This window comes from Microbacterium sp. W4I4 (assembly GCF_030816235.1).
Taxonomy (GTDB): domain Bacteria; phylum Actinomycetota; class Actinomycetes; order Actinomycetales; family Microbacteriaceae; genus Microbacterium.
The window spans coordinates 2,874,529-2,896,947 of sequence record NZ_JAUSXT010000001.1; the positions used below are offsets into that span (position 1 = coordinate 2,874,529).

The 22,419-nt window shown below is 67.8% G+C and carries 21 protein-coding genes and 1 pseudogene; 13 read left to right on the forward strand and 9 right to left on the reverse strand.

Translation table 11 applies throughout. The features are described from left to right. Positions 1–35: 35 nt before the first annotated feature. Positions 36–545 (reverse strand): annotated as a pseudogene (locus QF046_RS13615) (FGGY family carbohydrate kinase); the annotation flags it as partial. Between the two features lie 101 nt (positions 546–646). On the opposite strand from QF046_RS13615, the gene QF046_RS13620 reads away from it, so the two are divergent. Together QF046_RS13620 and QF046_RS13625 are read left to right on the forward strand one after the other, a co-directional pair. Then, positions 647–1,252 (forward strand): glucose-6-phosphate isomerase family protein, encoded by a 606-nt coding sequence (locus tag QF046_RS13620; protein WP_307370724.1) that lies wholly within the window; start codon positions 647–649, stop codon positions 1,250–1,252. A gap of 71 nt (positions 1,253–1,323) precedes the next feature. Continuing rightward, positions 1,324–1,683: a VOC family protein gene (locus tag QF046_RS13625; RefSeq protein ID WP_307370726.1), complete on the forward strand. Its 360-nt coding sequence runs from the start codon at positions 1,324–1,326 to the stop codon at positions 1,681–1,683. A gap of 176 nt (positions 1,684–1,859) precedes the next feature. Here the strand turns inward: QF046_RS13625 and QF046_RS13630 are convergent, their stop codons facing one another. Next, positions 1,860–2,396 carry a CGNR zinc finger domain-containing protein gene (locus tag QF046_RS13630; RefSeq protein WP_307370729.1) on the reverse strand — a complete coding sequence of 179 codons (537 nt, stop codon included), beginning with the start codon at positions 2,394–2,396 and terminating at the stop codon, positions 1,860–1,862. A 48-nt stretch (positions 2,397–2,444) separates the two neighbouring features. Between QF046_RS13630 and QF046_RS13635 the strand changes: the two genes are divergently transcribed. Together QF046_RS13635 and QF046_RS13640 are read left to right on the forward strand one after the other, a co-directional pair. Beyond that, positions 2,445–3,395: a DMT family transporter gene (locus QF046_RS13635; protein WP_307370731.1), complete on the forward strand. Its 951-nt coding sequence runs from the start codon at positions 2,445–2,447 to the stop codon at positions 3,393–3,395. 67 nt (positions 3,396–3,462) lie between these two features. After that, the gene (locus tag QF046_RS13640; RefSeq protein ID WP_307370733.1) at positions 3,463–4,242 is read left to right on the forward strand and encodes a GNAT family N-acetyltransferase; all 780 of its coding nucleotides are present in this window, start codon (positions 3,463–3,465) and stop codon (positions 4,240–4,242) included. A gap of 55 nt (positions 4,243–4,297) precedes the next feature. Here QF046_RS13640 and QF046_RS13645 read toward each other — a convergent pair whose 3' ends face one another. From QF046_RS13645 to QF046_RS13670, 6 genes are all read right to left on the reverse strand, one after another. After that, positions 4,298–5,662 (reverse strand): HNH endonuclease signature motif containing protein, encoded by a 1,365-nt coding sequence (locus QF046_RS13645; RefSeq protein WP_307370735.1) that lies wholly within the window; start codon positions 5,660–5,662, stop codon positions 4,298–4,300. A 300-nt stretch (positions 5,663–5,962) separates the two neighbouring features. Continuing rightward, the gene (locus QF046_RS13650; protein ID WP_307370736.1) at positions 5,963–6,427 is read right to left on the reverse strand and encodes a hypothetical protein; all 465 of its coding nucleotides are present in this window, start codon (positions 6,425–6,427) and stop codon (positions 5,963–5,965) included. A gap of 287 nt (positions 6,428–6,714) precedes the next feature. Further along, the gene (locus QF046_RS13655; RefSeq protein WP_307370739.1) at positions 6,715–7,482 is read right to left on the reverse strand and encodes an ABC transporter permease; all 768 of its coding nucleotides are present in this window, start codon (positions 7,480–7,482) and stop codon (positions 6,715–6,717) included. Next, entirely contained in the window at positions 7,479–8,276 is a 798-nt protein-coding gene (locus tag QF046_RS13660) for an ABC transporter ATP-binding protein (protein WP_307370741.1), read from the reverse strand. The genes QF046_RS13655 and QF046_RS13660 overlap by 4 nt, the downstream gene beginning before the upstream one ends. Continuing rightward, positions 8,273–8,641 carry a DUF1048 domain-containing protein gene (locus QF046_RS13665; RefSeq protein WP_307370743.1) on the reverse strand — a complete coding sequence of 123 codons (369 nt, stop codon included), beginning with the start codon at positions 8,639–8,641 and terminating at the stop codon, positions 8,273–8,275. Before QF046_RS13665 ends, QF046_RS13660 begins: the two co-directional genes overlap by 4 nt. 29 nt (positions 8,642–8,670) lie before the next feature. Next, positions 8,671–9,003 carry a PadR family transcriptional regulator gene (locus QF046_RS13670; protein WP_307370745.1) on the reverse strand — a complete coding sequence of 111 codons (333 nt, stop codon included), beginning with the start codon at positions 9,001–9,003 and terminating at the stop codon, positions 8,671–8,673. Positions 9,004–9,186: 183 nt separating this feature from the next. On the opposite strand from QF046_RS13670, the gene QF046_RS13675 reads away from it, so the two are divergent. The 9 genes from QF046_RS13675 (at position 9,187) to QF046_RS13715 (ending at position 21,223) form a co-directional block, all read left to right on the forward strand. After that, positions 9,187–9,867, forward strand: a complete 681-nt coding sequence (locus tag QF046_RS13675; protein WP_307370748.1) for a GntR family transcriptional regulator — start codon at positions 9,187–9,189, stop codon at positions 9,865–9,867. Next, the gene (locus tag QF046_RS13680) at positions 9,864–11,393 is read left to right on the forward strand and encodes an MmgE/PrpD family protein (RefSeq protein WP_307370750.1); all 1,530 of its coding nucleotides are present in this window, start codon (positions 9,864–9,866) and stop codon (positions 11,391–11,393) included. The genes QF046_RS13675 and QF046_RS13680 overlap by 4 nt, the downstream gene beginning before the upstream one ends. Further along, the gene (gene prpB, locus QF046_RS13685; RefSeq protein ID WP_307370753.1) at positions 11,393–12,301 is read left to right on the forward strand and encodes a methylisocitrate lyase; all 909 of its coding nucleotides are present in this window, start codon (positions 11,393–11,395) and stop codon (positions 12,299–12,301) included. The genes QF046_RS13680 and prpB overlap by 1 nt, the downstream gene beginning before the upstream one ends. A gap of 77 nt (positions 12,302–12,378) precedes the next feature. Next, entirely contained in the window at positions 12,379–13,569 is a 1,191-nt protein-coding gene (locus QF046_RS13690) for a bifunctional 2-methylcitrate synthase/citrate synthase (protein WP_307370756.1), read from the forward strand. Continuing rightward, a complete protein-coding gene (locus QF046_RS13695) occupies positions 13,569–14,750 on the forward strand; it encodes a thiolase family protein (protein ID WP_307370758.1) in 1,182 nt (393 codons plus the stop codon). Before QF046_RS13690 ends, QF046_RS13695 begins: the two co-directional genes overlap by 1 nt. A gap of 218 nt (positions 14,751–14,968) precedes the next feature. Continuing rightward, a complete protein-coding gene (locus QF046_RS13700) occupies positions 14,969–16,261 on the forward strand; it encodes an ABC transporter substrate-binding protein (protein WP_307370759.1) in 1,293 nt (430 codons plus the stop codon). Between the two features lie 78 nt (positions 16,262–16,339). Further along, positions 16,340–17,311 (forward strand): carbohydrate ABC transporter permease, encoded by a 972-nt coding sequence (locus QF046_RS13705; protein ID WP_307370761.1) that lies wholly within the window; start codon positions 16,340–16,342, stop codon positions 17,309–17,311. Beyond that, the gene (locus QF046_RS13710; RefSeq protein ID WP_307370764.1) at positions 17,304–18,188 is read left to right on the forward strand and encodes a carbohydrate ABC transporter permease; all 885 of its coding nucleotides are present in this window, start codon (positions 17,304–17,306) and stop codon (positions 18,186–18,188) included. Before QF046_RS13705 ends, QF046_RS13710 begins: the two co-directional genes overlap by 8 nt. Beyond that, a complete protein-coding gene (locus tag QF046_RS13715; protein ID WP_307370766.1) occupies positions 18,185–21,223 on the forward strand; it encodes a glycoside hydrolase family 2 TIM barrel-domain containing protein in 3,039 nt (1,012 codons plus the stop codon). Before QF046_RS13710 ends, QF046_RS13715 begins: the two co-directional genes overlap by 4 nt. 4 nt (positions 21,224–21,227) lie before the next feature. Here QF046_RS13715 and QF046_RS13720 read toward each other — a convergent pair whose 3' ends face one another. Then, positions 21,228–22,256, reverse strand: a complete 1,029-nt coding sequence (locus QF046_RS13720) for a LacI family DNA-binding transcriptional regulator (RefSeq protein WP_307370769.1) — start codon at positions 22,254–22,256, stop codon at positions 21,228–21,230. Positions 22,257–22,419: the final 163 nt, after the last annotated feature.

Genomic DNA, 22,419 nt, shown 5'->3' on the forward strand with positions numbered 1-22,419 from the left:
TCGTACGCGTTGGTGCCCGAGGCGTCGGAGCGGTCGGTGGCCAGGCGCCCGGTCAGGCGCAGCACGATGAAGTCCTTCGCGACGCAGGTGCGGCGCACGCGTGCCCAGGCCTCGGGCTCGTTGTCGCGCACCCACATGATCTTCGACACCGAATAGGTGGGGTTCAGGCGGTGGCCGAGCAGCTCGTAGGCGTGCTCGGCGCCGAGGGCGGCCTCGAGTTCGCGCTGCTGAGCACCGGAGCGCGTGTCGGCCCAGATGATCGCGGGACGCACGGGCTCGCCGTCGCCGTCCAGCAGCACGGCGCCCATCATCTGACCGCTCACGACGAGACCGGCCACCTCGGCGGGGGCCGTGCCGGTGCGCTGCAGCAGCTCGCGGGTGGCGGAGACCACGGCATCCCACCAGTCCTGCGGCTTCTGCTCGGCGACGCCGCCGGCCGCGAAGTGCGCCGGGTACGGCACGGTCACGGATGCGACCAGCCGCCCGTCGTCGTGGTGCAGGGACGCCTTGTCGCCGGTGGTGCCGAGATCGTGCGCGATGATCACTGTTCGTCCCTGTCGTGGGTGTCGAGTTTCGGGTTCGAGATGTTTTGCAGTATACCTGTAATTACAAGTTGCTGTAATGACAAGTGATCCGGAGGCCCACCGTGAGCACCACGCCCACCCTTGACATCCCCGTCACCCTGACGATCTCGCCCGACGGCGGCATCGAGGGGCGGTCCCGTCGCTACGAGAAGTTCCTCGGAGATATGGCGGGCGTGTACCGCGATGAGGCCGCATGGCAGGCATCCGTCGCCGAGCGCGGAGCCGACGAGCTGATCTACTGGGTCGACGACCACCGCTACCAGGAGGGGCCCGGCGCGCTCATCGTCGGCACGAGCACCCTGCTGCCCGGTCGCGTCGGCGAGGAGTTCGCGGTGACCCGCGGGCACCTGCACGCCGTCGCCGACCGCGCCGAGCTGTACCACTGCCTGAGCGGGCGCGGCGTGATGCTGCTGGAGACCGTCGACGGGCAGTCCGCAGCCATCGAACTGACCCCGGGCAAGGCCGTGAACGTCCCGGGGCATTGGATCCACCGCAGTGTGAACGTGGGTGACGAGCCCTTCGTCACCCTGTTCTGCTATGCCGCCGACGCGGGGCAGGACTACGAGCTGATCGCGGATGCCGGTGGCATGAAGAACCTCGTCGTGGCCGACGGCGACGGCTGGAAGCTCCAGCCGAACCCCGACCACGTCGGCTACCGGAACGCCTGACGCGCAGACCTCTTGTCCTGTGCGCGCGCGAGGCGCAGACTTGCCGGATCGGCGGACGAGAGGACTGGATCATGGCACACGGCGACATCACGCACATCGACATTCCGGTGAGCGATATGGGGCGCGCGAGCACCTTCTACAGCACGCTGTTCGGTTGGGCGATCGCCGAGGCGCCCGGCTTCGAGGGATACCCCATGTGGCGCGCTCCCAACGGGATCTCCGGCGGCGGGCTCGCGCCGCGCGACGAGGGCTTCACCGAGCCGCGCTCGTATGTCGAGGTCGACTCCATCGACGATGCGATCGCGGTCGCGAAGCAGGTGGGTGGGACGGTCGCCATGGAGAAGCAGCCCATCACCGAGACGAGTGCCTGGGCGGTGATCGTCGACCCCGACGGCAACCACATCGGGCTCTTCGAGGGCGTCGTGGGCTGAGGGGAGCCGCCGCGGCGGTCGCGAGCCCGCGGGGGCCCCGGCGCACTTCCAGGTCGCGATCTGTGCCGCTTCGGCGTCGCCAGAGGAGTTCAGGTCGCGATTGGTGCGGCTCTGGCGGCGCCATTCCGGCACGAAGTGCGACCTGAGGCGCCAGGGGCGCGGATGCTGCGGGTGCGTCAGTGCGACGCGCGCCGCGCGCGGTAAGCGGCGACGGCGTTGCGGTTCGCGCAGGTGGTGGAGCAGTAGCGCTTGGAGCGGTTGCGCGACAGGTCGAGGGCGATCGCCTGGCAGTCGGCATCCGCGCAGACGTCGAGGCGGCTGCCCTCATCGGCTCGGATGACGTCGATCAGCGCCATGGCGGTCTCGACGAGGATGCGCTCCGTCAGCGGGTGATCGTCGGCGACGGCGTGCAGGTGCCAGTCGGTGGCGTCGTGCCTGGTGAGCCGAGGGGAGAGCGTCGCCTCGGCGAGGGCGTCGTTCACGTGGTTCACCATCTCGTCGCGCGGCGCGAGGAGCATGGCGCGCAGGCGGGGGCGCAGGCCGCGGACTGCCTGCAGTTCGGCATCGTCGCGGTCGATCCGGCCGGTGTAGGGATACTGCGCGAGGAAGGCTGCGAAGTCCTCGCCGGTCGCCAGGGCGTCGGGCTCCTCGGCCGAGTTGACCAGCGAGACGACCGCGCGCAGCGACTCTTCCGTGTCACTGGTGAACATCATGTTGACATCTTACATCGTCGCCCAATAATGTCATCACTCATGGGGCTCATGACACATGACACTCGCGTGCGTTCGCGCGTCGGAGTCGGTCTTCTCGTCGCGCTGGGCGCGGCATTCTCGTTCGGCATGTCCGGTGCCTGGGCGCGCGGACTCATCGATGCCGGCTGGACTCCCGGCGCGGCCGTGGCCGCGCGCGTCTGGGTCGCCGCCCTCATCCTGCTCGTGCCGACGATCCTCACGATGCGAGGCCGCTGGACGCTGCTGCGCCGCAACGCCGGGATGATCATCGCCTACGGCCTGCTCGCCGTCACCGCCACCCAGCTGTTCTACTTTCAAGCCGTCGCCGTGATGGATGTCGGCATCGCCCTGCTCATCGAGTACACCGCCCCGGTGGCCGTCGTGCTGTGGCTGTGGCTGCGTCGCGGCGAGAAGCCCACCGGTCGCAGCATCCTCGGCGCCGTCATCGCTTTCGTGGGGCTGGTGCTCATGCTCGACATCCTCACCGGAGCGCGGGTCGACGGCGGCGGCATCCTCTGGGCGCTGGGCGCGATGGTGGGGGCGGCGACCTACTTCGTGCTGTCGGCGCGGGAGGACACCGGTCTGCCGCCGATCGCCCTCGCCGGAGTCGGCCTGCTGCTCGGCGCGGTCGGGCTGACGATCGCGGGACTGCTCGGCATCCTGCCGATGGCGTGGTCCTTCGATGACGTCGCCTACCGCTTCGGCACGGTGCCGTGGTTCGTTCCGGTTCTCGCGATCGGGTTGCTCGCGACCGCGCTCGCGTACGTGCTCGGCATCGCCTCGACGCGGATACTGGGCTCGCGCCTGGCCTCCTTCGTCGCGCTCGCCGAGGTGGTCGCCGCGATGCTGTTCGGCTGGATGCTGTTGGACCAGCAGCCCGCCGGCATCCAACTCATCGGCGCGGTGCTCGTACTGGTCGGCGTCGTGGTCGTGAAGCTCGGCGAGCCTGCCGTGGCGGAGGAGCCTCTCGTCATCGTCTGAGGGATGTGCGGGGCGTGCGGCGCCGGGCTCGAGTGCTCGGGTGGCCGTGACCTGAAATGATCGTCGGATGATGGATCAGCTTCTGCAGGCCTACGACGATCAGCTCCGCGAGGGCGCAGAGGTGGGCGGCGCCACCGCCGTGGTGCGGATCGGGCCGCTGTGGCTCGCACAGTTCCCCGGCGAACGCGGCTTCATCACGTATCGGTCGCTGCCGGACGATGCCCAGGAGATCGCCGGACTGGCGGATGCCGCCCTGAAGCACTTCCGTGAGCGGACCGGAGCCACCGCGGTGGAATGGAAGACCCGCGCGCATGATGCCGCTCCAGGACTGGAAGCGGTGCTCACCGGACACGGGTTCGTCGCCGACGGCCCGGAATCGATCATGATCGGCCGTGTCGAGGGGCTGGCCGCGGATGTCGCGCTGCCGCACGGCATCGAAGTCCGTCGAGCGGCCACGGTCGATGATGTGTGGGCGGCCTCCGAGATGCAGGGACTCGTGTTCGACGACCCGCACTGGCGGAGCCGGGCTGAGGACGCCGTGCGCAAGCTCGAGGAGAAGTCGGCGGCGTCGCTCTGGATCGCCGTGGCCGACGGCGCCGTTGTCAGTGCCGGCCGCTTGGAGCCGGTGGACGGCACAGACTTCGCCGGCATCTGGGGAGGCGCCACGCTGCCCGAGTGGCGGCACCGCGGGATCTACCGCGTGCTTACCGCGCGCCGTGCCGAGGAGGCGCTGCGGCTGGGCAAGACGCTGATCCACTCCGACTCCACGGGATTCTCCCGACCGATCCTGGAACGGTCGGGTCTGGTCGCGGTGTCGACCACGACCCCGTTCGTCTGGACCCGCTGAAGCGATCCGTCCACGGATGAGGAGCCGCTCCGCAGCCGCTAGGAAGGGCAGTCGTTCAGAAGGGTGCGAGGCTCTCATCGCGCGCGGTCGCCCACACATCGGCGAGGTGATCGCCGACTTCCGTGTCGGCATCCGCTGCGGTGAAGGTCACGGTGTTCTGGGGAGGGGGCTCGTCTATGTAGGCGTGCCCGGTGGGACTGGTCCACTCCAGCAGCCCGTCGCCGAGCTGGGTCACGTGCCAGGGAGTCTGGTGCTTGAGGACGTGATGTCTTCGGCACAGCGCGGCGAGGTTGTCGTCGGCGGTGGGCCCGCCGAACGCCGCGTCGAGCGTGTGGTCGAGGTCGTCGCGGCGGGCGGGCACGCCGCAACCGGGGAACCGGCAGCGTTGATCTCGTACCCGGAGGTGTCGTTTGAGGTGCGCCCCGGGCCGGTAACGGTCCACGGCCAGAAGTCCCCCGCTGACGGGGTGGGTGAGCACCCGATCCCATCCGGTTGTTGCGCCTGCCAGCATCCGCGCCGTGCCCGCATCGATCGGACACCGACCGTCCACCTCGGCCTCCGGGGATTCCACCCCGGCGACGCCTATCAGAGTGAACACGGGAACCGTCACCGACACGACCGGGACGATCGCGGCGAGCAGCCCGTCCGGAGTGTCATGCCCTGCCGGAGAACCCGTGAGCAGCAGATCCAAGGCCAGGTCGGTGCGCTTGTGCGCGAGCGTGCGCGGATCCTTCATCGACGCAGCATCCGGGTCAGTGTCCGGGCCGGCGCTGCGGGCGGTGGTGAGAGCCTTGCCCATCTCGGTGAGCCGGTCGAACGCGCCGTGCACGAGCGCGGCGGGTCCGAACACGCCCAGCTCCGCCATACCATCGGGGTGATCCTTCACCCACACCGCGCGCTTCTCCCGCGCCTCTTGGTGGCGCTCGTCCATCGAGCGGGACTGGTACTGCTGTGCGAGGCGCTCAGCGATCGGCCGCAACCGGTTCGGGGACTCGTCCTCCGCGAACTCCAGCATCCGCGCCGAATAGGCGGCACGTGCCTCGGGGGCATCGATGTGCATCCCCGCATCCACGATCACCCGGGTGTGCCCGGCGCTGATCCGCCCGGCCCCCTGCGCCTGCCACACGGCGGGGAACCGCTCGACCTTCAGCTCAGCATCCGCCATCCGACGCTGCACCGTCCGATCACTGACTCGCAGTACCACCGCCAACTCCGCAGCCACCGACCGGAGCATCAGGTCAGCCTCGTCGGCGTCGCCCTGCTGTTCGACCATCGTCATCGCCCACCGCGACGCCAGCGCCAGCACGCCGTCGCGGGCGGCCTGCATCGCGTCGATGGATCGCTCGGTGTCCCGCGCCATCTCGACCAGCGCGTCGAGCGTCTTCATCTGCTCGTCCGAGGCGGTCATCATGGCGTTCATAAGACCAGTATCCGAGGGGCCACCGACATTGAACCCCCTGATCCGGCCGCAGAACCTCATCGGAAGATCACGAACGCGTAACGGATCGAACGGGCGGCTCCGCTGCGCGCGGGGATCGCAGAAATGTCCGTTCTCACGGAAGGTGTCGGAATCTCACGTAGTTGGCGGAGCGTCTCACGAACCCGTCGGATTCTCACGAAGAGTGTCGGACGGTGATCAGCGGCACCGGCATCGGTACCTGCCGCAAATGATCGATAGCGGCGCGATACCATTCGCGTGCTCTCCGACGCTCCGACAACGTCAGCAAGTACTCGGGTCTCGTTCTGCACCATCGTTTCGCAGTCGAGAATGAACCCCGTCCGGCAATTGCGCCGGTTGCGGTTCCTCGGGAGCCTCATGTGGGACGACAACGATCTGAACTTCGTCTTCGTAGATGATTCGCCCCGGAGCGGCCGACTCGATACGGCGGCATTCCACACCGTGCGCGTGCAGGATCTCCAAGTATCTCGGGATGCGCTCAAGCAAGTGAGTCGCGGTGCTCTTGAACCAGGCAGTGGCCTGGGGATGGATGGATGGGTCGTACACGGTGGGATCAGAGTCCGTCGGATCTGGATAGGCGGCGTTGTACCAGTCGTTTCCCGCACGCCAGGCCACGTGTTCATCGGCGGTCAGTGCGCCGCTCCTGCCGAGGCCGTTAGCCAGTCCGAACACACCAGTATGCACACCGCGCTTGCCCGGAAGCGGTGACTGGAAGCGGATGTACATGTGCCCATCTCAGCACGTCCGAGCACCTGCGTCCGCACTTCGTATCGTGTTGCGACGACAGGGCGTCAGCCGCGCACTCTTGCCACGTGGCATCGCCACCAGAACGACCGGTTTTGCAGATCACCAGAGTACGCCGGCCGCCCGCACGACAGATCCGGTAGCGCCGAAACTGCCGGTCCGACGTTTTAGGCAGGTTGAGGGTGAGACGCAACTACCGACATGTTCTGTGAGACAACCGGCAGTCTCGGCAACGCATCACGCCCCCGCTCCGCACACCGCGCCGACCGTCACCCGATCCGCCTCCGGTACACCCGCATCGCGAACACGTAGGCGATGACGAGGATGCCGACGCACCAGGCCAGGGCGATCCAGATCTCGGATCCGATCGGCTCGCCGGCGAACAGCGCCTGGATCGAGTTCACGATCGAGGTGACCGGCTGGTTCTCCGCGAACCAGCGCACCGGTCCCGGCATGGTCTCGGTCGGCACGAACGCCGAGCTGATGAACGGCAGGAAGATCAGCGGGTACGAGAACGCCGTCGCACCGTCCACGCTCTTGCCCGAGAGGCCGGCGATGGCGGCGAGCCAGGTGAGAGCCAGCGTGAACAGGGCCAGGATGCCGAGCACGGCCAGCCAGGCGAGCACACCCGCCTCCGTGCGGAAGCCCATCGCGAACCCGACTCCGAAGATGATCGCCACGGTCAGCCCGTTGGCGACGAGCGACGTCAGAACGTGCGCCCACAGCACGCTCGATCGGGTGATCGGCATGGAGTGGAAGCGCTCGAAGATGCCGCCCTGCAGATCGGTGAACAGGCGCAGCGCGGTGTACGCGGTGCCCGATGCGATGGCGATCAGCAGGATGCCGGGCAGCAGGTAGTTCACGTAGTTCTCGGCGCCCGTGCTCTCGCGCAGCGCCCCGCCGAACACGAAGGCGAACAGCAGCATCAGTGCGATCGGGGTGATCGCGGTGGTGATGATCGTGTCGGCGCTGCGGAAGATGTGCCGCAGCGAACGTCCGGTCAGCGTGGCCGTGTCGGCCAGTGCGTGCGCGCTCATGCTGCTTTCCTCTCTGGCTGGGTCCCTGAGCCTGTCGAAGGGTCGGAGGGTCCGACCAGAGCGAGGAAGATCTCCTCGAGCGTCGGCTGCTTCTCGACGTACTCGACGGTCGCCGCGGGGAGCAGTCGCTTCAGCTCGGCGAGGGTGCCGTTCGCGATGATGCGTCCCTCATGGAGGATCGCGATGCGGTCGGCGAGATGCTCGGCCTCGTCGAGGTACTGCGTGGTCAGCAGCACGGTGGTGCCGTTCGACACGAGGTCCTTCACGACGTCCCACACTTCGATGCGGGCTTCGGGATCGAGGCCCGTGGTGGGCTCGTCGAGGTAGATGACCTTCGGGTCTCCGACCAGGCTCATCGCGATGTCGAGCCTGCGGCGCATGCCGCCGGAGTAGGTGCCGGTGCGGCGGGAACCCGCTTCGGTGAGGCGGAAGCGGGCCAGCAGTGCGTCGGCGATCCGCTCCGGGTGGGGGAGGTGGCGCAGCTTCGCCACGAGCACGAGGTTCTCGCGTCCGGTGAGGATCTCGTCCACTGCGGCGAACTGGCCGGTCAGGCTGATCGCCTCGCGCACCTTCTGCGGTTGGGATGCTGTGTCGATGCCGAGCACGGATGCTGTGCCGGCATCCGCCTTCAGCAAGGTCGACAGGATGCGGATCAATGTGGTCTTGCCCGCTCCGTTCGAGCCGAGCAGAGCGAAGACGCTGCCGGCTGCGACGTCGAAGTCGACGCCGCGCAGCACCTGCAGCGCGCCGTACGACTTCTCGATGCCGCGCACCGAGATGGCCTGAGTGGTCATGGTCGGTTCTCCTTCGTGATCCTGTCGATGGTCTCGGTCAGGCGCGTGCGCTCCTTGTCGACCCAGTTCTTGCCGTTGTAAGCGAGGACGTAGTCCTCGGCGAACGCGACGGGGTTGTCGCCGAGGATCTCGCTCACGGGAGTCCCGTCGACCGACGCCTGCTCGAACAGGTCGACGATGCCGACGAACATCTGCACCAGCACGTCGCCGTCGGTGACTCCGCTGGTGTGCAGCAGGTAGCGGTTCACCGCCTCGGCGGCCTCGTTGTAGGGCGCAGGCAGCTCCTCCTGGCGGGTCTTGGCCTGCTTGTACTGCTTCTTCTGCTCGAGCGGTCCGGTGATCGCTTCGATCCATTTCAGTGCCATGTCGGTTCTCTTCTCCGGTCGTGTTCTGATCAGTTGGTGGTGTCGGAGCGGAGGTGGTCGATCCGCTCGGTGAGGAAGGTCCAGGTGGTCCAGAACTCGGCGAGCTCATGCTCGCCCTGCGCGTTCAGGGTGAACACCTTGCGTGGAGGCCCCTTTTCGCTGGGCACCTTCTCCACGTCGACGAGACCCTTCTGCTCGATGCGCACGAGGAGCGCGTAGATCGTGCCCTCGGCGATCTCGACGAAGCCACGGTCGCGCAGCTGTGCGGTGATCTCGTATCCGTATGCGGGTCGCGTCGCCAGCAGCGCGAGAACGATGCCCTCGAGCGTGCCCTTGAGCATTTCCGTCATCTGCTTGCCCATCGCGGCCTCCTTTCACTGCATCGGTGATGCTTACTACTGGTACTCAGTACTGCTGAGTACCAGTACATAGTAACACCGAGTACTGACTTCGCAAGTGCGTATCTGAAGTTTTTTATGTATACCTAATGATGGATTTGGAGGGCGCAGTGGCAACTCGATGCTGTTTGTGCATACACTGAGGTCGTGACTCTCGCTGTTGAACCCACCACCCGCGCAAGCGATCGCGCGTACGCGGTGCTGCTGGATGAGATCCAGTCGGGCGCGCTCCCCGCCGGAGCCGTGCTCGCAGAGGTGGAGCAGGCCGCCCGTCTCGGTGTGAGTCGCACACCGCTGCGCGAGGCTCTGCGCCGGCTCGCCGCCGACGGCCTCGCGGTGCAGCAGTCGCCGCGGGTCACCGTGGTCGCCGACCTGGACGCCGATGACATCCGGTCGCTGTTCGAGATCCGTCGTGCCCTGGAGGAGACCGCGGCAGGCCTCGCCGCAACCCGTGGCGACGCGGCTGCCTTCGCGGCACTGGTCGTCGAGTTCGAGCACGTCGATCTGACCGGCGACGAGGGCCGGGATGCCTACTACGCGCTGATCGCGCGACTGGATGCCCAGGTCGACGCCTCGCACGGCAACGACTACCTCACCTCCGCGCTGCGTACTGTTCGCACCCATCTCGTGCGGGTGCGCCGGATGGCCCGCGACAAGCCCGAGCGGCTCGCGGCATCCGCGGCCGAGCACCTCCTCATCGTCCGCGCGCTGGCATCCCGCGATGCCGAACTCGCCGCGCACGCCACCCACATCCATCTGCACAACGCATTCGACAGCATCCTCGGCTCTCTCGACCAGCAGAGCTCCCCTTCGGAAGGAACCTCATGACCGTCAACCACCACGTCCGCGTCTACCGCAGCGAAGAGGACCTGCCCCGCGGGGAGCAGCTGGCCTGGAAGATCGCACAGGTCGCCGTCGACCCCGTCGAGGTCGAGTCCGAGGTGGTCGAGATGATCATCAACCGCATCATCGACAACGCGTCGGTGGCCGCGGCATCCCTCACCCGCGGCCCGATCGTCGCCGCCCGCGCACAGGCGTTCAGCCACCCGGTCTCCACCGGCGGCAAGGGTGCCACGGTCTTCGGCGCGGAGCTCGACGAGCGCACCAGCCCCGAATGGGCGGCATGGGCCAACGGCGTCGCCGTGCGCGAGCTCGACTACCACGACACGTTCCTCGCGGCGGAGTACTCGCACCCCGGCGACAACATCCCGCCGATCCTCGCGGTCGCCCAGCACGTCGGATGCGATGGACGCGCGCTGGTGCGCGGCATCGCCACCGGCTACGAGATCCAGGTCGACCTGGTGCGCGCGATCTCGCTGCACAAGCACAAGATCGACCACGTCGCCCACCTCGGACCCTCGGCCGCGGCCGGCATCGGCACCATGCTCGGTCTCGACGCCGAGACCATCTACCAGGCCATCGGCCAGGCGCTGCACACCACCACCGCCACGCGCCAGAGCCGCAAGGGCGAGATCTCCACCTGGAAGGCGCACGCCCCGGCGTTCGCCGGCAAGATGGCCGTCGAGGCCGTCGACCGCGCGATGCGCGGGCAGACCTCGCCGTCGCCGATCTACGAGGGCGAGGACGGCGTGATCGCTTGGATGCTGGACGGCCCCGACGCGTCCTACGACGTGCCGCTGCCCGCAGCAGGCGAGGCCAAGCGCGGCATCCTCGACACGTACACCAAGGAGCACTCCGCCGAGTATCAGGCGCAGGCCATCATCGACCTGGCCCGTCGCCTCGGCACCGAGCGCCCCGAGCTGCGCGACCCCGCGAACATCGCGAGCATCGTGCTGCACACCAGCCATCACACCCACAACGTGATCGGCTCGGGCGCGAACGACCCGCAGAAGTACGACCCGACCGCCTCGCGCGAGACGCTGGATCACTCGGTGCCGTACATCTTCGCCGTCGCCCTGCAGGACGGCACCTGGCATCACGTCGACTCCTACGCCCCCGAGCGCGCGGGCCGAGCGGACACCGTCGAGCTGTGGCACAAGATCACCACGGCGGAGGATGCCGAGTGGACCCGCCGCTACCACTCCATCGACCCCGCCGAGAAGGCGTTCGGCGGACGCGTGGAGATCACGCTCACCAACGGTGAGACCGTCGTCGACGAGATCGCCGTCGCCGACGCGCACCCCCTGGGCGCCCGGCCGTTCGGCCGCGAGCAGTACATCCGCAAGTTCCGCATCCTCGCCCAGCCCGTGCTCGACGCCGCCGAGATCGAGCGCTTCCTCCAGCTCGTCCAGCGGCTCCCCGAGCTGACGGCCGCTGAGGTCGGCGAGCTGTCCATCATCGCGAAGGCCGGCGTGCTGGCATCCGCTTCCCAGGCCCCGAAGGGGCTGTTCTGATGCTGTACTCATCCACCCCGGCGCATGAGAAGCGCCGCGCGTTCCGTGAGCGGCTCGCCACGGGGGAGCTGCTGCGCTTCCCCGGCGCGTTCAACCCCCTGTCGGCTCGACTGATCGAGCAGAAGGGGTTCGAGGGCGTCTACATCTCCGGTGCCGTTCTCTCGGCCGACCTGGGTCTGCCGGACATCGGCCTGACGACGCTCACCGAAGTGGCCGGTCGCGGCGCGCAGATCGCGCGGATGACCGACCTGCCGGCGATCATCGATGCCGACACCGGCTTCGGTGAGCCGATGAACGTCGCCCGCACGATCCAGACGCTGGAGGATGCCGGCCTCGCCGGCGCTCACATCGAGGATCAGGTCAACCCGAAGCGGTGCGGTCACCTCGACGGCAAGGCGGTGGTCGACTCGGACACCGCGGTCAAGCGCATCCGGGCCGCGGTCGACGCGCGACGCGACGAGAACTTCCTGATCATGGCGCGCACCGACATCGCCGCCGTCGACGGGCTGGAGGCGGCGAAGGATCGCGCGAAGGCGCTGGTGGATGCCGGTGCGGACGCCATCTTCCCCGAGGCGATGCGGTCGCTGGAGGAATTCGCCGCGATCCGTGCCGCCGTCGACGTGCCGATTCTGGCCAACATGACCGAGTTCGGCAAGTCGGATCTCTTCAGCGTCGACCAGCTGCAGAGCGTCGGTGTGAACATCGTCATCTGGCCGGTGTCGCTGCTGCGCATCGCGATGGGCGCGGCGGGACGCGCGCTGGATACCCTGAACGACGAGGGGCACCTGACCTCGAAGCTCGGCGAGATGCAGCACCGGGCAGACCTGTATGACCTCATCGACTACGAGTCGTACAACCACTTCGACTCCGGCGTCTTCAACTTCCAGATCGCCCGCGCCGGTCGTTGAGCGAGCGCAGCGAGACGAAACGCACTGAGCGAGCGGAGCGAGTCGAAGTGACCACCAGCACTGCAAAGGAGCACAGCATGACTGACCAGGACATCAAGAAGGGTCTCGCCGGCGTCGTCGCCGACGTGACCGCCATCAGCAAGGTGAACCCCGAGACGAACAGCCTGCTCTACCGCGGTTACCCGGTTCAGGAACTCGCCGCCACCCAGTCGTTCGAGGCGGTCGCGTACCTGCTGTGGCACGGCGAACTGCCGACGGATGCTGAGCTGGCGGAGTTCCGCGCCACCGAGCGCGCGAACCGTGCGCTGCCGCCGCGGGTGAAGGCATCCATCGACGCGCTGCCGCTGGACGCGCACCCGATGGACGAGGTGCGCACCGCGGTCAGCGTGATCGGCGCGATCGAGACGGCCGGCACCGGCAACGTGCTGGATGCCGTCGGCACCCCCGAGCAGAACCTGGAGCGCAGCCTCAAGCTGTTCGCCGTGCTGCCCGCGATCGTCTCCTACGGCCAGCGCCGCCGACGCGGGCAGGCGTTGATCGAGTCGCGCGACGACCTCGACTATGCCGCCAACTTCCTCTGGCTGACGTTCGGCGAGGAGCCGGATGCCGTGGTCGTGGATGCGTTCAACCGCTCGATGATCCTCTACGCCGAGCACTCCTTCAACGCGTCGACCTTCACCGCGCGTGTGATCACCTCGACGCTCAGCGACCTGTACTCGGCCGTCGTGGGCGCGATCGGCGCGCTGAAGGGACCCCTGCACGGCGGGGCGAACGAGGCCGTCATGCACATCTTCGACGAGATCGGCTCGGCCGATCAGGTGGAGGGGTGGCTGGACAAGGCGCTCGCCGAGAAGCGCAAGATCATGGGCTTCGGGCACCGGGTCTACAAGCGCGGCGACTCGCGCGTGCCGACGATGAAGGCCGCGCTCGACTCGCTGGTCGAGCACTACGACCGGCCGGACGTCGCCGAGCTGTACACGGCGCTGGAGAGTGAGTTCGTCTCCCGGAAGGGCATCTACCCCAACCTCGATTACCCGTCGGGGCCGGCGTACAACCTCATCGGGTATGACACGCTCACCTTCACGCCGCTGTTCATCGCGGCGCGCATCACCGGCTGGACCGCGCACATCCTGGAGCAGCAGGCGTCGAACGCGCTGATTCGCCCGCTGTCCGCATACAACGGTGCGGATGAGCGGCACATCGAGGAGTACGACCCCGATACCGCGGCGATCGAAGTGCAGGAACGACCGGAAGAGGCGGCGGGCTGATGAGCTCTTCGCGCAAGATCGCGATCGTCGCCGGGGCGCGGACCCCGGTGGGCAGGTTCGGCGGCGCGTTCAAGGACACACCCGCACACGAGCTGGGCGCTGCGGCGGTCGTGGAGGCGCTGAAGCGGTCCGGGATCGACGGGGCTCGCGTCGGTGAGGTCGTCATCGGCACCATCGGGCAGGTCGCTGGCGACGCCTATATCTCGCGCAGGGTGGCGCTCGGGGCCGGGCTCGATGTGAACACGCCCGCGTTCACGGTCAACCGTCTGTGCGGCTCCGGTCTGCAGGCGATCTGGTCAGGGGCGCAGGAACTGCTGTGGGGCGGCACGGACGTCGTCGTAGCCGGCGGCGCCGAGAACATGACGCGGATGCCGTTCTACGACTTCAACGCGCGGTTCAACGACCGGCTCGGAAACCGCTCGCTCGTCGACGGCACCATCGCCATGCTGACCGACCCGTTCTCGAACGCGCACATGGGCGTGACTGCCGAGAACGTGGCGGTCAGGTTCGGCATCGGCCGCGCGGAGCAGGACGCCTTCGCTCTCGAGTCGCAGCGTCGGGCATCCTCGGACGAGGCGCAGTCCGCGTTCGCCGAGGAGATCGTCGCCGTGACCACGTCGGGGCGCAAGCCCGTCGAGGTGTCACGCGACGAGCATCCCCGCCCGGACACGACGCTGGAGACTCTCGCCGGACTGCCTGCGGCCTTCGCGAAGGACGGGACGGTGACGGCGGGCAACGCGTCCGGCATCAACGACGGCGGTGCGGCCACCGTGCTCATGCGCGAGTCGGATGCCCGCGCCGAGGGTGCACCGGTCCTCGCGACCATCGAGGCCGTGACCACTGCCGCTCTTGAGCCCGAGATCATGGGCTACGCGCCCACGCTCGCTCTGAAGAAGCTGTTCGCGCAGACCGGGCTGACGCCCGCGGACATCTCCACTGTCGAGCTGAACGAGGCGTTCGCCTCGCAGGCGCTCGCCGTCATCCGCGACGCGGAGCTCGACCCTGCTCGTGTCAACCCCTATGGTGGGGCGATCGCTCTCGGGCACCCCGTCGGCGCGACCGGCGCGATCCTCACGGTTCGTGCCGCACTGACGCTGCAGCGCACCGGCGGCGAGTATGCCGTCGTGACGATGTGCATCGGCGGGGGACAGGCGCTCGCGGCGCTCATCAAGCGGGGGTGACCGGCTCGGGGGAACCGGGTGCGAGGGGCGGATGCCGACGGCATCCGCCCCTCTTCGGTGCTCACGATATTGGTCACGATCCCGTAACAGGACTTGCCGTCGGCAAAATGTTTACGTAATCATTTGAGGATTGCCGGAGACATCGACCGTTCCGGCACGACCGCGGACCCGCTCCGCGGCCCCGTGAATCACCGAGAGGACATGCTTCGATGAAGCGCATGACCAAGTTCGCGGCGCTGACCGCCGCGGCGATCCTTCCGCTCTTCGCCCTCACCGCCTGCTCGCCCGGATCAGACGGCGGCAGCACCGGTTCGAGCGGCGACGACACGCTCACCGTCTGGGCGTGGGACCCGTCGTTCAACATCTACGCGATGCAGGAAGCCGAGAAGATCTACCAGAAGGATCACCCCGACTTCACGCTCAAGATCGTCGAGACGCCGTGGGAGGACCTGCAGGCGAAGCTCACCACGATCGCCCAGTCCCAGCAGACCGACGAGCTGCCCGACATCTTCCTGATGCAGAACAACGCGTTCCAGAAGAACGCGATCAACTACCCCGACCTGTTCAGCGACTTCTCCGACTCCGGCATCGACTTCTCGGAGTTCCCCAAGGGCGTCACCGCCTACTCGCAGATCGACGGCGTCGACTACGGCGTGCCGTTCGATTCCGGCACGGCCGTGACCGCGCTGCGCACCGACGTGCTCGAGGAGGCCGGCTACACGATCGACGACTTCACCGACATCACCTGGGACGAGTACCTCACCAAGGGCAAGGACGTGCTGGCCAAGACGGGCAAGCCGCTGCTGTCCGGCCAGGCCGGCTCCGCCGACATCCCGATGATGATGCTGCAGTCCGCCGGTGCCAGCATCTTCGACAAGGACGGCAAGCCCACCATCGCCGGCAACGACGAGCTCACCAAGGCCATCGACCTGTACACCGAGCTGGTGAAGTCCGGCGTGCTCGTCGAGGTCAACTCGTGGGACGAGTACATCGGCACCTTCGTGAACGGCTCCGTCGGCGGCACGATCAACGGCATCTGGATCGTCGGCTCGATCCAGACCGCGGCCGACCAGGCCGGCAAGTGGGCGGTCACGAACCTACCCAAGCTCGACGGCGTCGCCGACGCGACGAACTACTCGGCCAACGGCGGCTCGTCGTGGGCGATCAGCTCGACCGGCAACGCGAAGCTGGCATCCGACTTCCTCAGCGAGACGTTCGCCGGCTCCACCGAGCTGTACGACACGATCCTGCCGAAGTCCGGCGCCGTCGCGAACTGGATCCCCGCCGGCGACAGCGACGTGTACGCGCAGCCGAGCGAGTTCTTCGGCGGCCAGCCGATCTTCCAGAAGGTCGTCGAGTTCGGTGCCGAGGTGCCGAGCAACAACACCGGCGTCTACTACTACGAGGGTCGGGATGCGATCAGCGCTGCGATGACGAAGATCATCGGTGGCGCCGACATCAAGAGCTCCCTCGACGAGGCGCAGAGCAACGTCGAATTCGCGATGGGCTGAGCCCGTCCTCCTCGGGGCGGGTCTTCGGGCCCGCCCCGTCTTCTCCCACCCTCAGACGTGTGAAAGCGAGTGCGCACTGTGGCGACTCAATCGATCGTGACATCCGGCGGCACCGGCCGCCGGCGGCGAAGCAGCCCACCGCCCGACTTCTCCCCACGGGGCGGTGCCTGGCTCAACAGCGGACGACGCAGGAACCTGACCGGCTGGGGATTCCTCCTGCCCGCGGCGCTGCTGATCACCGTGCTGAGCTTCGTGCCGATGATCCAGGCGTTCGTCCTCTCCCTGCAGACCGGCCGCGGATCGCGCCTGAACTGGGCGGAGCCGTTCTGGCTGAACTTCGAACGACTGCTGCACGACGAGATCTTCAAGCTCACCATGTTCAACACGGTGTTCTACCTCGTCATCCAGGTGCCGATCATGCTGGTCCTGGCGATGATCCTCGCCAACCTGCTCAACGATCCGCGCCTGAGGTACAAGGCGTTCTGGCGCACCATGATCTTCCTGCCGTGCGCCGTCTCGCTCGTCTCGTACTCGCTCGTCTTCCGCACCATGTTCGCGACCGACGGCCTGGTCAACGACCTGCTCATGGGGCTCGGCTTCATGCACGACCCGCTGAACTGGCTCGGTGAGCCGTGGACGGCCCGCTTCGTCATCATCGTCGGTCTGCTGTGGCGGTGGACCGGCTACAACATGATCTTCTTCCTCGCCGCTCTGCAGAACGTCGACCACTCCACCCTCGAGGCCGCGCGCATCGACGGCGCCGGCTCCTTCAAGACGTTCTGGTACGTGACGGTGCCGCAGCTGCGGCCGATGATCGTGCTGACCGCGATCATGTCCATCAACGGCACGCTGCAGCTCTTCGACGAATCCTGGTCGCTGACCAAGGGCGGTCCGTCGTACCAGTCCATGTCGATGTCTCACTACCTGTACGAGCTGTCGTTCCTGAAGAACCCGAACGTCGGCTACGGGGCGGCGATCTCGTACGTGATCCTGATCATGGTCGCGGTGCTCGCGATCATCCAGATGAAGGTCGGTGACAAGCGTGACTGAACTCACCCTGACGGAGCGCACCACGACGGAGGCGCTCGTGACGAGGAACTCGGCGCCCAGGCGTCGGACCCGCTTCACCTGGCGACGCGTCCCCGGCTACGTCTTCCTGTCGGTCTTCGCGCTGTTCTCGGTCTTCCCGCTGTACTTCATGGTGGTCTCGGCGACGAACTCGACGCAGGACGTGCTGGCCTCGCGCCTCACCCCCGGCGGTCACCTGATCGACAACCTGATCGCGCTCACGAAGCAGCAGGACATCGGCGCCGCCATGACCAGCTCGGCCCTGATCGCGATCGGCACCACGGTGCTCGCGTTGATCGTGTGCGCCGTCGCCGGGTACGGGTTCGAGGTCTACCACTCCCGCGGCAAGGACGTCGTGATGGCCATCCTCATGCTGGCCATGATGATCCCGTTCGCGGCGATCATGATCCCGCTGTTCCGGATGTTCGCGGAGGTGGGCATGGTCAACTCGCTGTTCGCGGTGATCATCCCGTCGATCTCCACTCCGCTGCTGATCCTGCTGTTCCGGCAGGCGTCGCGCTCGTTCCCCTACGAGATCATCGAGGCCGCTCGCATCGACGGTCTCAAGGAGCTCTCGATATTCGCGCGCATCTACGTGCCGACCATGAAATCCACCTTCGCCGCGGCGGCGGTGATCACGTTCATGGCGTCGTGGAACAACTTCCTCTGGCCGCGCGTGATCCTGCTGGACAACGCCGTGCAGACCATGCCCATGCTCATCGCCAACCTCACGGCGGGCTACGTCACCGACTACGGAGTGCTCATGCTCGCCGTGCTGCTGACGTCGCTGCCGACGATCTTCGTCTTCCTCATCCTGCAGCGGGCCTTCGCGCAGGGCATCACCGGAGCCATCAAGTGACATTCGACATCGACCGCATCGCCGACCCGGCGTTCTTCTCCGACAACCGTCTCCCCGCCCACTCCGACCACCGCTGGTTCGCCGACCTCGACGAGGCGCGCACCGGCACCAGCTCCTTCGAACAGTCGCTCAACGGACTCTGGAAGTTCCACTGCGCGAAGAACCAGAGCCAGGTCATCCCCGGCTTCGAGCAGCCGGACACCGACGTCTCGGGCTGGGATGACATCCCGGTGCCCTCGCACCTGCAGCTGCAGGGCTACGACCGCCCACAGTACGTCAACGTCGGCTACGCCTGGGACGGGCAGGAGGGCATCGAGCCCGGACAGGTGCCGACGCGCGACAACCCGATCGGCAGCTACGTGCGCACGTTCGAGATCGACCGGCCGCTCGCGGTCGGCGAGCGGCTGAGCGTGACATTCCACGGTGCGGAGAGCGCGATCGCGCTCTGGCTGAACGGCCGCTACCTCGGGTACAGCACCGACAGCTTCACCCCGGCGGAGTTCGATCTGACGGATGCGCTGGTGGCGGGGGAGAACCGCCTCGCCGCACAGGTGTTCACGTACAGTGCCGGCTCGTGGCTGGAGGATCAGGACTTCTTCCGCTTCTCCGGCATCTTCCGCGACGTGGTGCTGTACCGCCGCGCGGCCGTGCACGTCGAGGACCTCCGTGTGACGACCGCCGTGGCCGACGACCTGGCATCCGCCGAGGTCGTCCTGTCCGTCGCGCTCGAAGGAACCGGAAGCGTCACCGCGCGCCTCGAGGGCGTCGGCGAGCTCACCGCCCGCGAGGACGGCGCCTTCGCACTGCGCGTCGACGCGCCCCGGCTGTGGAGCACGGAGGACCCGCACCTGTACGACCTCGTCATCGAGGTGCGGGATGCCGCCGGGCAGCTGCTCGAGGTGATCCCGCAGCGCGTCGGCATCCGCCGCTTCGGCATCGAGAACGGCGTGCTCTCCCTCAACGGCGCACGCGTCGTGTTCAACGGCATCAACCGGCACGAGTTCGGGCTGAACGGACGGGTCGCCTCGCGGGAGCTGGCGGAATCCGACATCCGGATGCTGAAGGCCTACGGCGTCAACGCCATCCGCACCAGCCATTACCCCAACGATTCGGCGTTCTACGCGCTCGCCGACGAGTACGGGATGCTCGTGATCGACGAGATGAACCTGGAGACGCACGGTCGGTGGACCGAGATCCGGCATTTCGACAAGCCTCTGGAGACGGCCCTGCCCGGGGACCACGCCGAATGGCTCCCCGCCGTGCTGGATCGCGCCCGCAGCATGCTCGAGCGCGACAAGAACCATCCCAGCGTCGTGATCTGGTCGTGCGGCAATGAGTCCTTCGGCGGAACCGTGCTGCGGGACGTGGCCGACTGGTTCCGATCCGTCGACGACCGGCCCGTGCACTACGAGGGCGTGCGCTGGGACCCGCGCTACCCCGAGACCACCGACATCGCCAGCCAGATGTACACCTCGGCCGCCGACGTCGAGGTATACCTGAGCGAGCACCGCGACAAGCCGTTCCTGCTCTGCGAGTACGCCCACGCGATGGGCAACTCGTTCGGCGGGGTCGGTGAGTACATCGAACTGGCGTACCGCGACGAGCTGTTCCAGGGCGGCTTCATCTGGGACTTCGCCGACCAGGCGATCCGGATGACCGACCGCTACGGCCGTGAGTTCTTCGGCTACGGCGGCGACAACGGCGAGGCGCCGCACGATCACGACTTCAGTGGCAACGGCATCTTCTTCGCCGACCACACGCCCTCGCCCAAGGCGCAGGAGATGAAGAAGCTCTACCAGGGCTACGTCGTCGACGTCTTCGCCTCCGAGAACACCGCATCCGGATTCGCTCTCACCAGCCGGATGCTGTTCACCTCCTCGGCCGCGTACGAGACGCGCGTGACGATCTCCCGCGAGGGACGCATCGTCAGCACCGGTGTCGTCGACACCGACGTCGCCCCCGGCCAGACGGCGACGTTCGACCTGCCGCATCCGGTCCCCACCGCAGCGGGGGAGTACGCGATCGTCGTATCGCTGCACCTGCGCGCGGCGACGGACTGGGCCCCGGCGGGCCACGAGGTCGCCTGGGGCGAGCACGTGCTGACGGTCGGCGCCCCGGCCGCCCTGGCATCCGCCCCGACCCCCACCGTCGTGGAGGGCACGCTGAGCATCGGCGTGCACGGCCCCGGCTTCCACGTGCTGTTCTCGCGCATCTTCAACGGACTGAGCTCGTACCGGTACGGCGAGACGAGCACCGGCGGACGGGAGCTGCTCTCCGGTGTCGTCACGCCGAACTTCTGGCATGCCCCCACCGCCAACGAGCGCGGCTGGGGAGGACCGTTCGATGAGGGGCAGTGGCTGCTCGCGAGCCGCTACGGGCGGGCGAGCCGCTTCCACGAACCGGCCGACATCTCGGTGGAGGTCGAGGACGGCGCCGTGCGCATCGGCTACCGCTACGAGCTGCCCACCGTCCCGGTGACGCACTGCGACCTCAGCTACCTGATCGACGGCGCCGGCCGGGTCGAGGTGACCCAGCGGATGACCGTGCCCGAGGGCATGGCACAGATGCCGGAGTTCGCGACCATGCTCACGATGCCCGCCGACTACGACCGGGTGCGCTGGTACGGCGACGGGCCGGAGGAATCCTACGTGGACCGCCGCGAGGGCGCCCGACTGGGCGTCTACGACCGCCGGGTCGCCGACATGCTCACCCCGTACCTGCGTCCGCAGGAGGCGGGCAACCGCACGGGCGTGCGCTGGGCGGAGGTGACGGATGCCCAGGGCATCGGTCTGCGCTTCGAGGGCGAGCCGACCATGGAGTTCTCCGCGCTGAGCTGGACTCCGGCCGAGATCGAGAGCGCGCTGCACCCGAACGAGCTGCCGCCGATCCACCGCACGATCGTGCGCCCGGCGCTGATGCGCCGCGGCGTGGCCGGCGACGACTCCTGGGGTGCGCGTCCGCTCGACAAGCACCTCCTGCCCACCGGCGAACTGGTCTTCCGGTACGCGTTCCGCGGGGTGCACGGGCGGGCGTGAGCGTCTAACGTGCAGGTGGCGCCGTGCTCTCCCGGGTGACGAGCGCGGTGGCCACCAGCCCGGGCGGCGTGAACCGGCGCTTCTCGATCTGATCGATCAGCATGCCCACCGCAGCGGTGCCCACCCTGTCGAAGTACTGGTGGATCGTCGTCAGGGGCGGCTGGAAGTCGGCCGCCATGTCCATGTCGTCGAATCCGACCACGCTGACGGAGCCGGGAACGGGGCGTCCCGCCTCGCTCAGCGCCCGCATCGCGCCGAGGGCCATCTCGTCGTTGGCAGCGAACACTGCGGTCGCGTCGGGCTCGGCCGCGAGCCGCTGCCCGGCGGCATACCCGGATGCCGTGCTCCAGTCGCCCTGCAGGGCAGGGGGCACGATGCGGCCATGGGCCCGCAGCGTGTCCGCCCAGGAGTTCGCACGATCCTCAGCGGAGTACGAGTTCTCGGGACCGCGGATGTGCCAGACCGTCTCGTGCCCGAGCTCGAGCAGATGCTCGGTGGCCAGCCGTGCGCCCTGCACCTGGTCGATGTCGATCGACGGGTACGGATGCGAGTCGCCGGCGGTCACGACGACCGCCGGGATGCCGGTGATCTGGGCGAGGTCGGAATCCTGCAGCTCGTGCGCCTCGAGCACGACGAGCACCCCGTCGACGGCCTGGTCTGCGAGCCGGGCGAACGCTCCCGTGAAACCGGCCTGCGCGATCGTCCACAGCGGCGTGAGCGCCAGCGAGTACCCCTGCTTCGCCGCTTCGTTCGCGACCGCTTCGAGCGTGTGCATGTTGCCGTAGCTGGACAGCCCCGACATGATCACGCCGAGGGTGCGGAACCTGCCGGACTTCAGCGCCCGCGCGGCGGAGTTCGGCCGGTAGCCGAGCCGGTCCATCGCGGCGAGCACCTTCTCGCGGGTGGCCGGCCGCACGATGTCCATGCCGTTGGCCACGCGCGACACAGTCTGCGCGGAGACGCCGGCCTCGCGCGCGACGTCGATGATCGACGGTGCGCGCCACACGCGCGAATCGTCTGCTCGCTCTGCCACCGGTCTCCTCGCCGCTCTCGCCACGATATCGCGAGACTTCTGTTCCAGCGTGAGACTGCACGCCTGCCGTGCCGTCTCATGCTGGACGGCAAGTCTCATGCTGGAGGCCACGTCCCGTGGCCGGGGCGAGCGCTCGGATCGTGCGCCTCAGATCGTGGTGCGC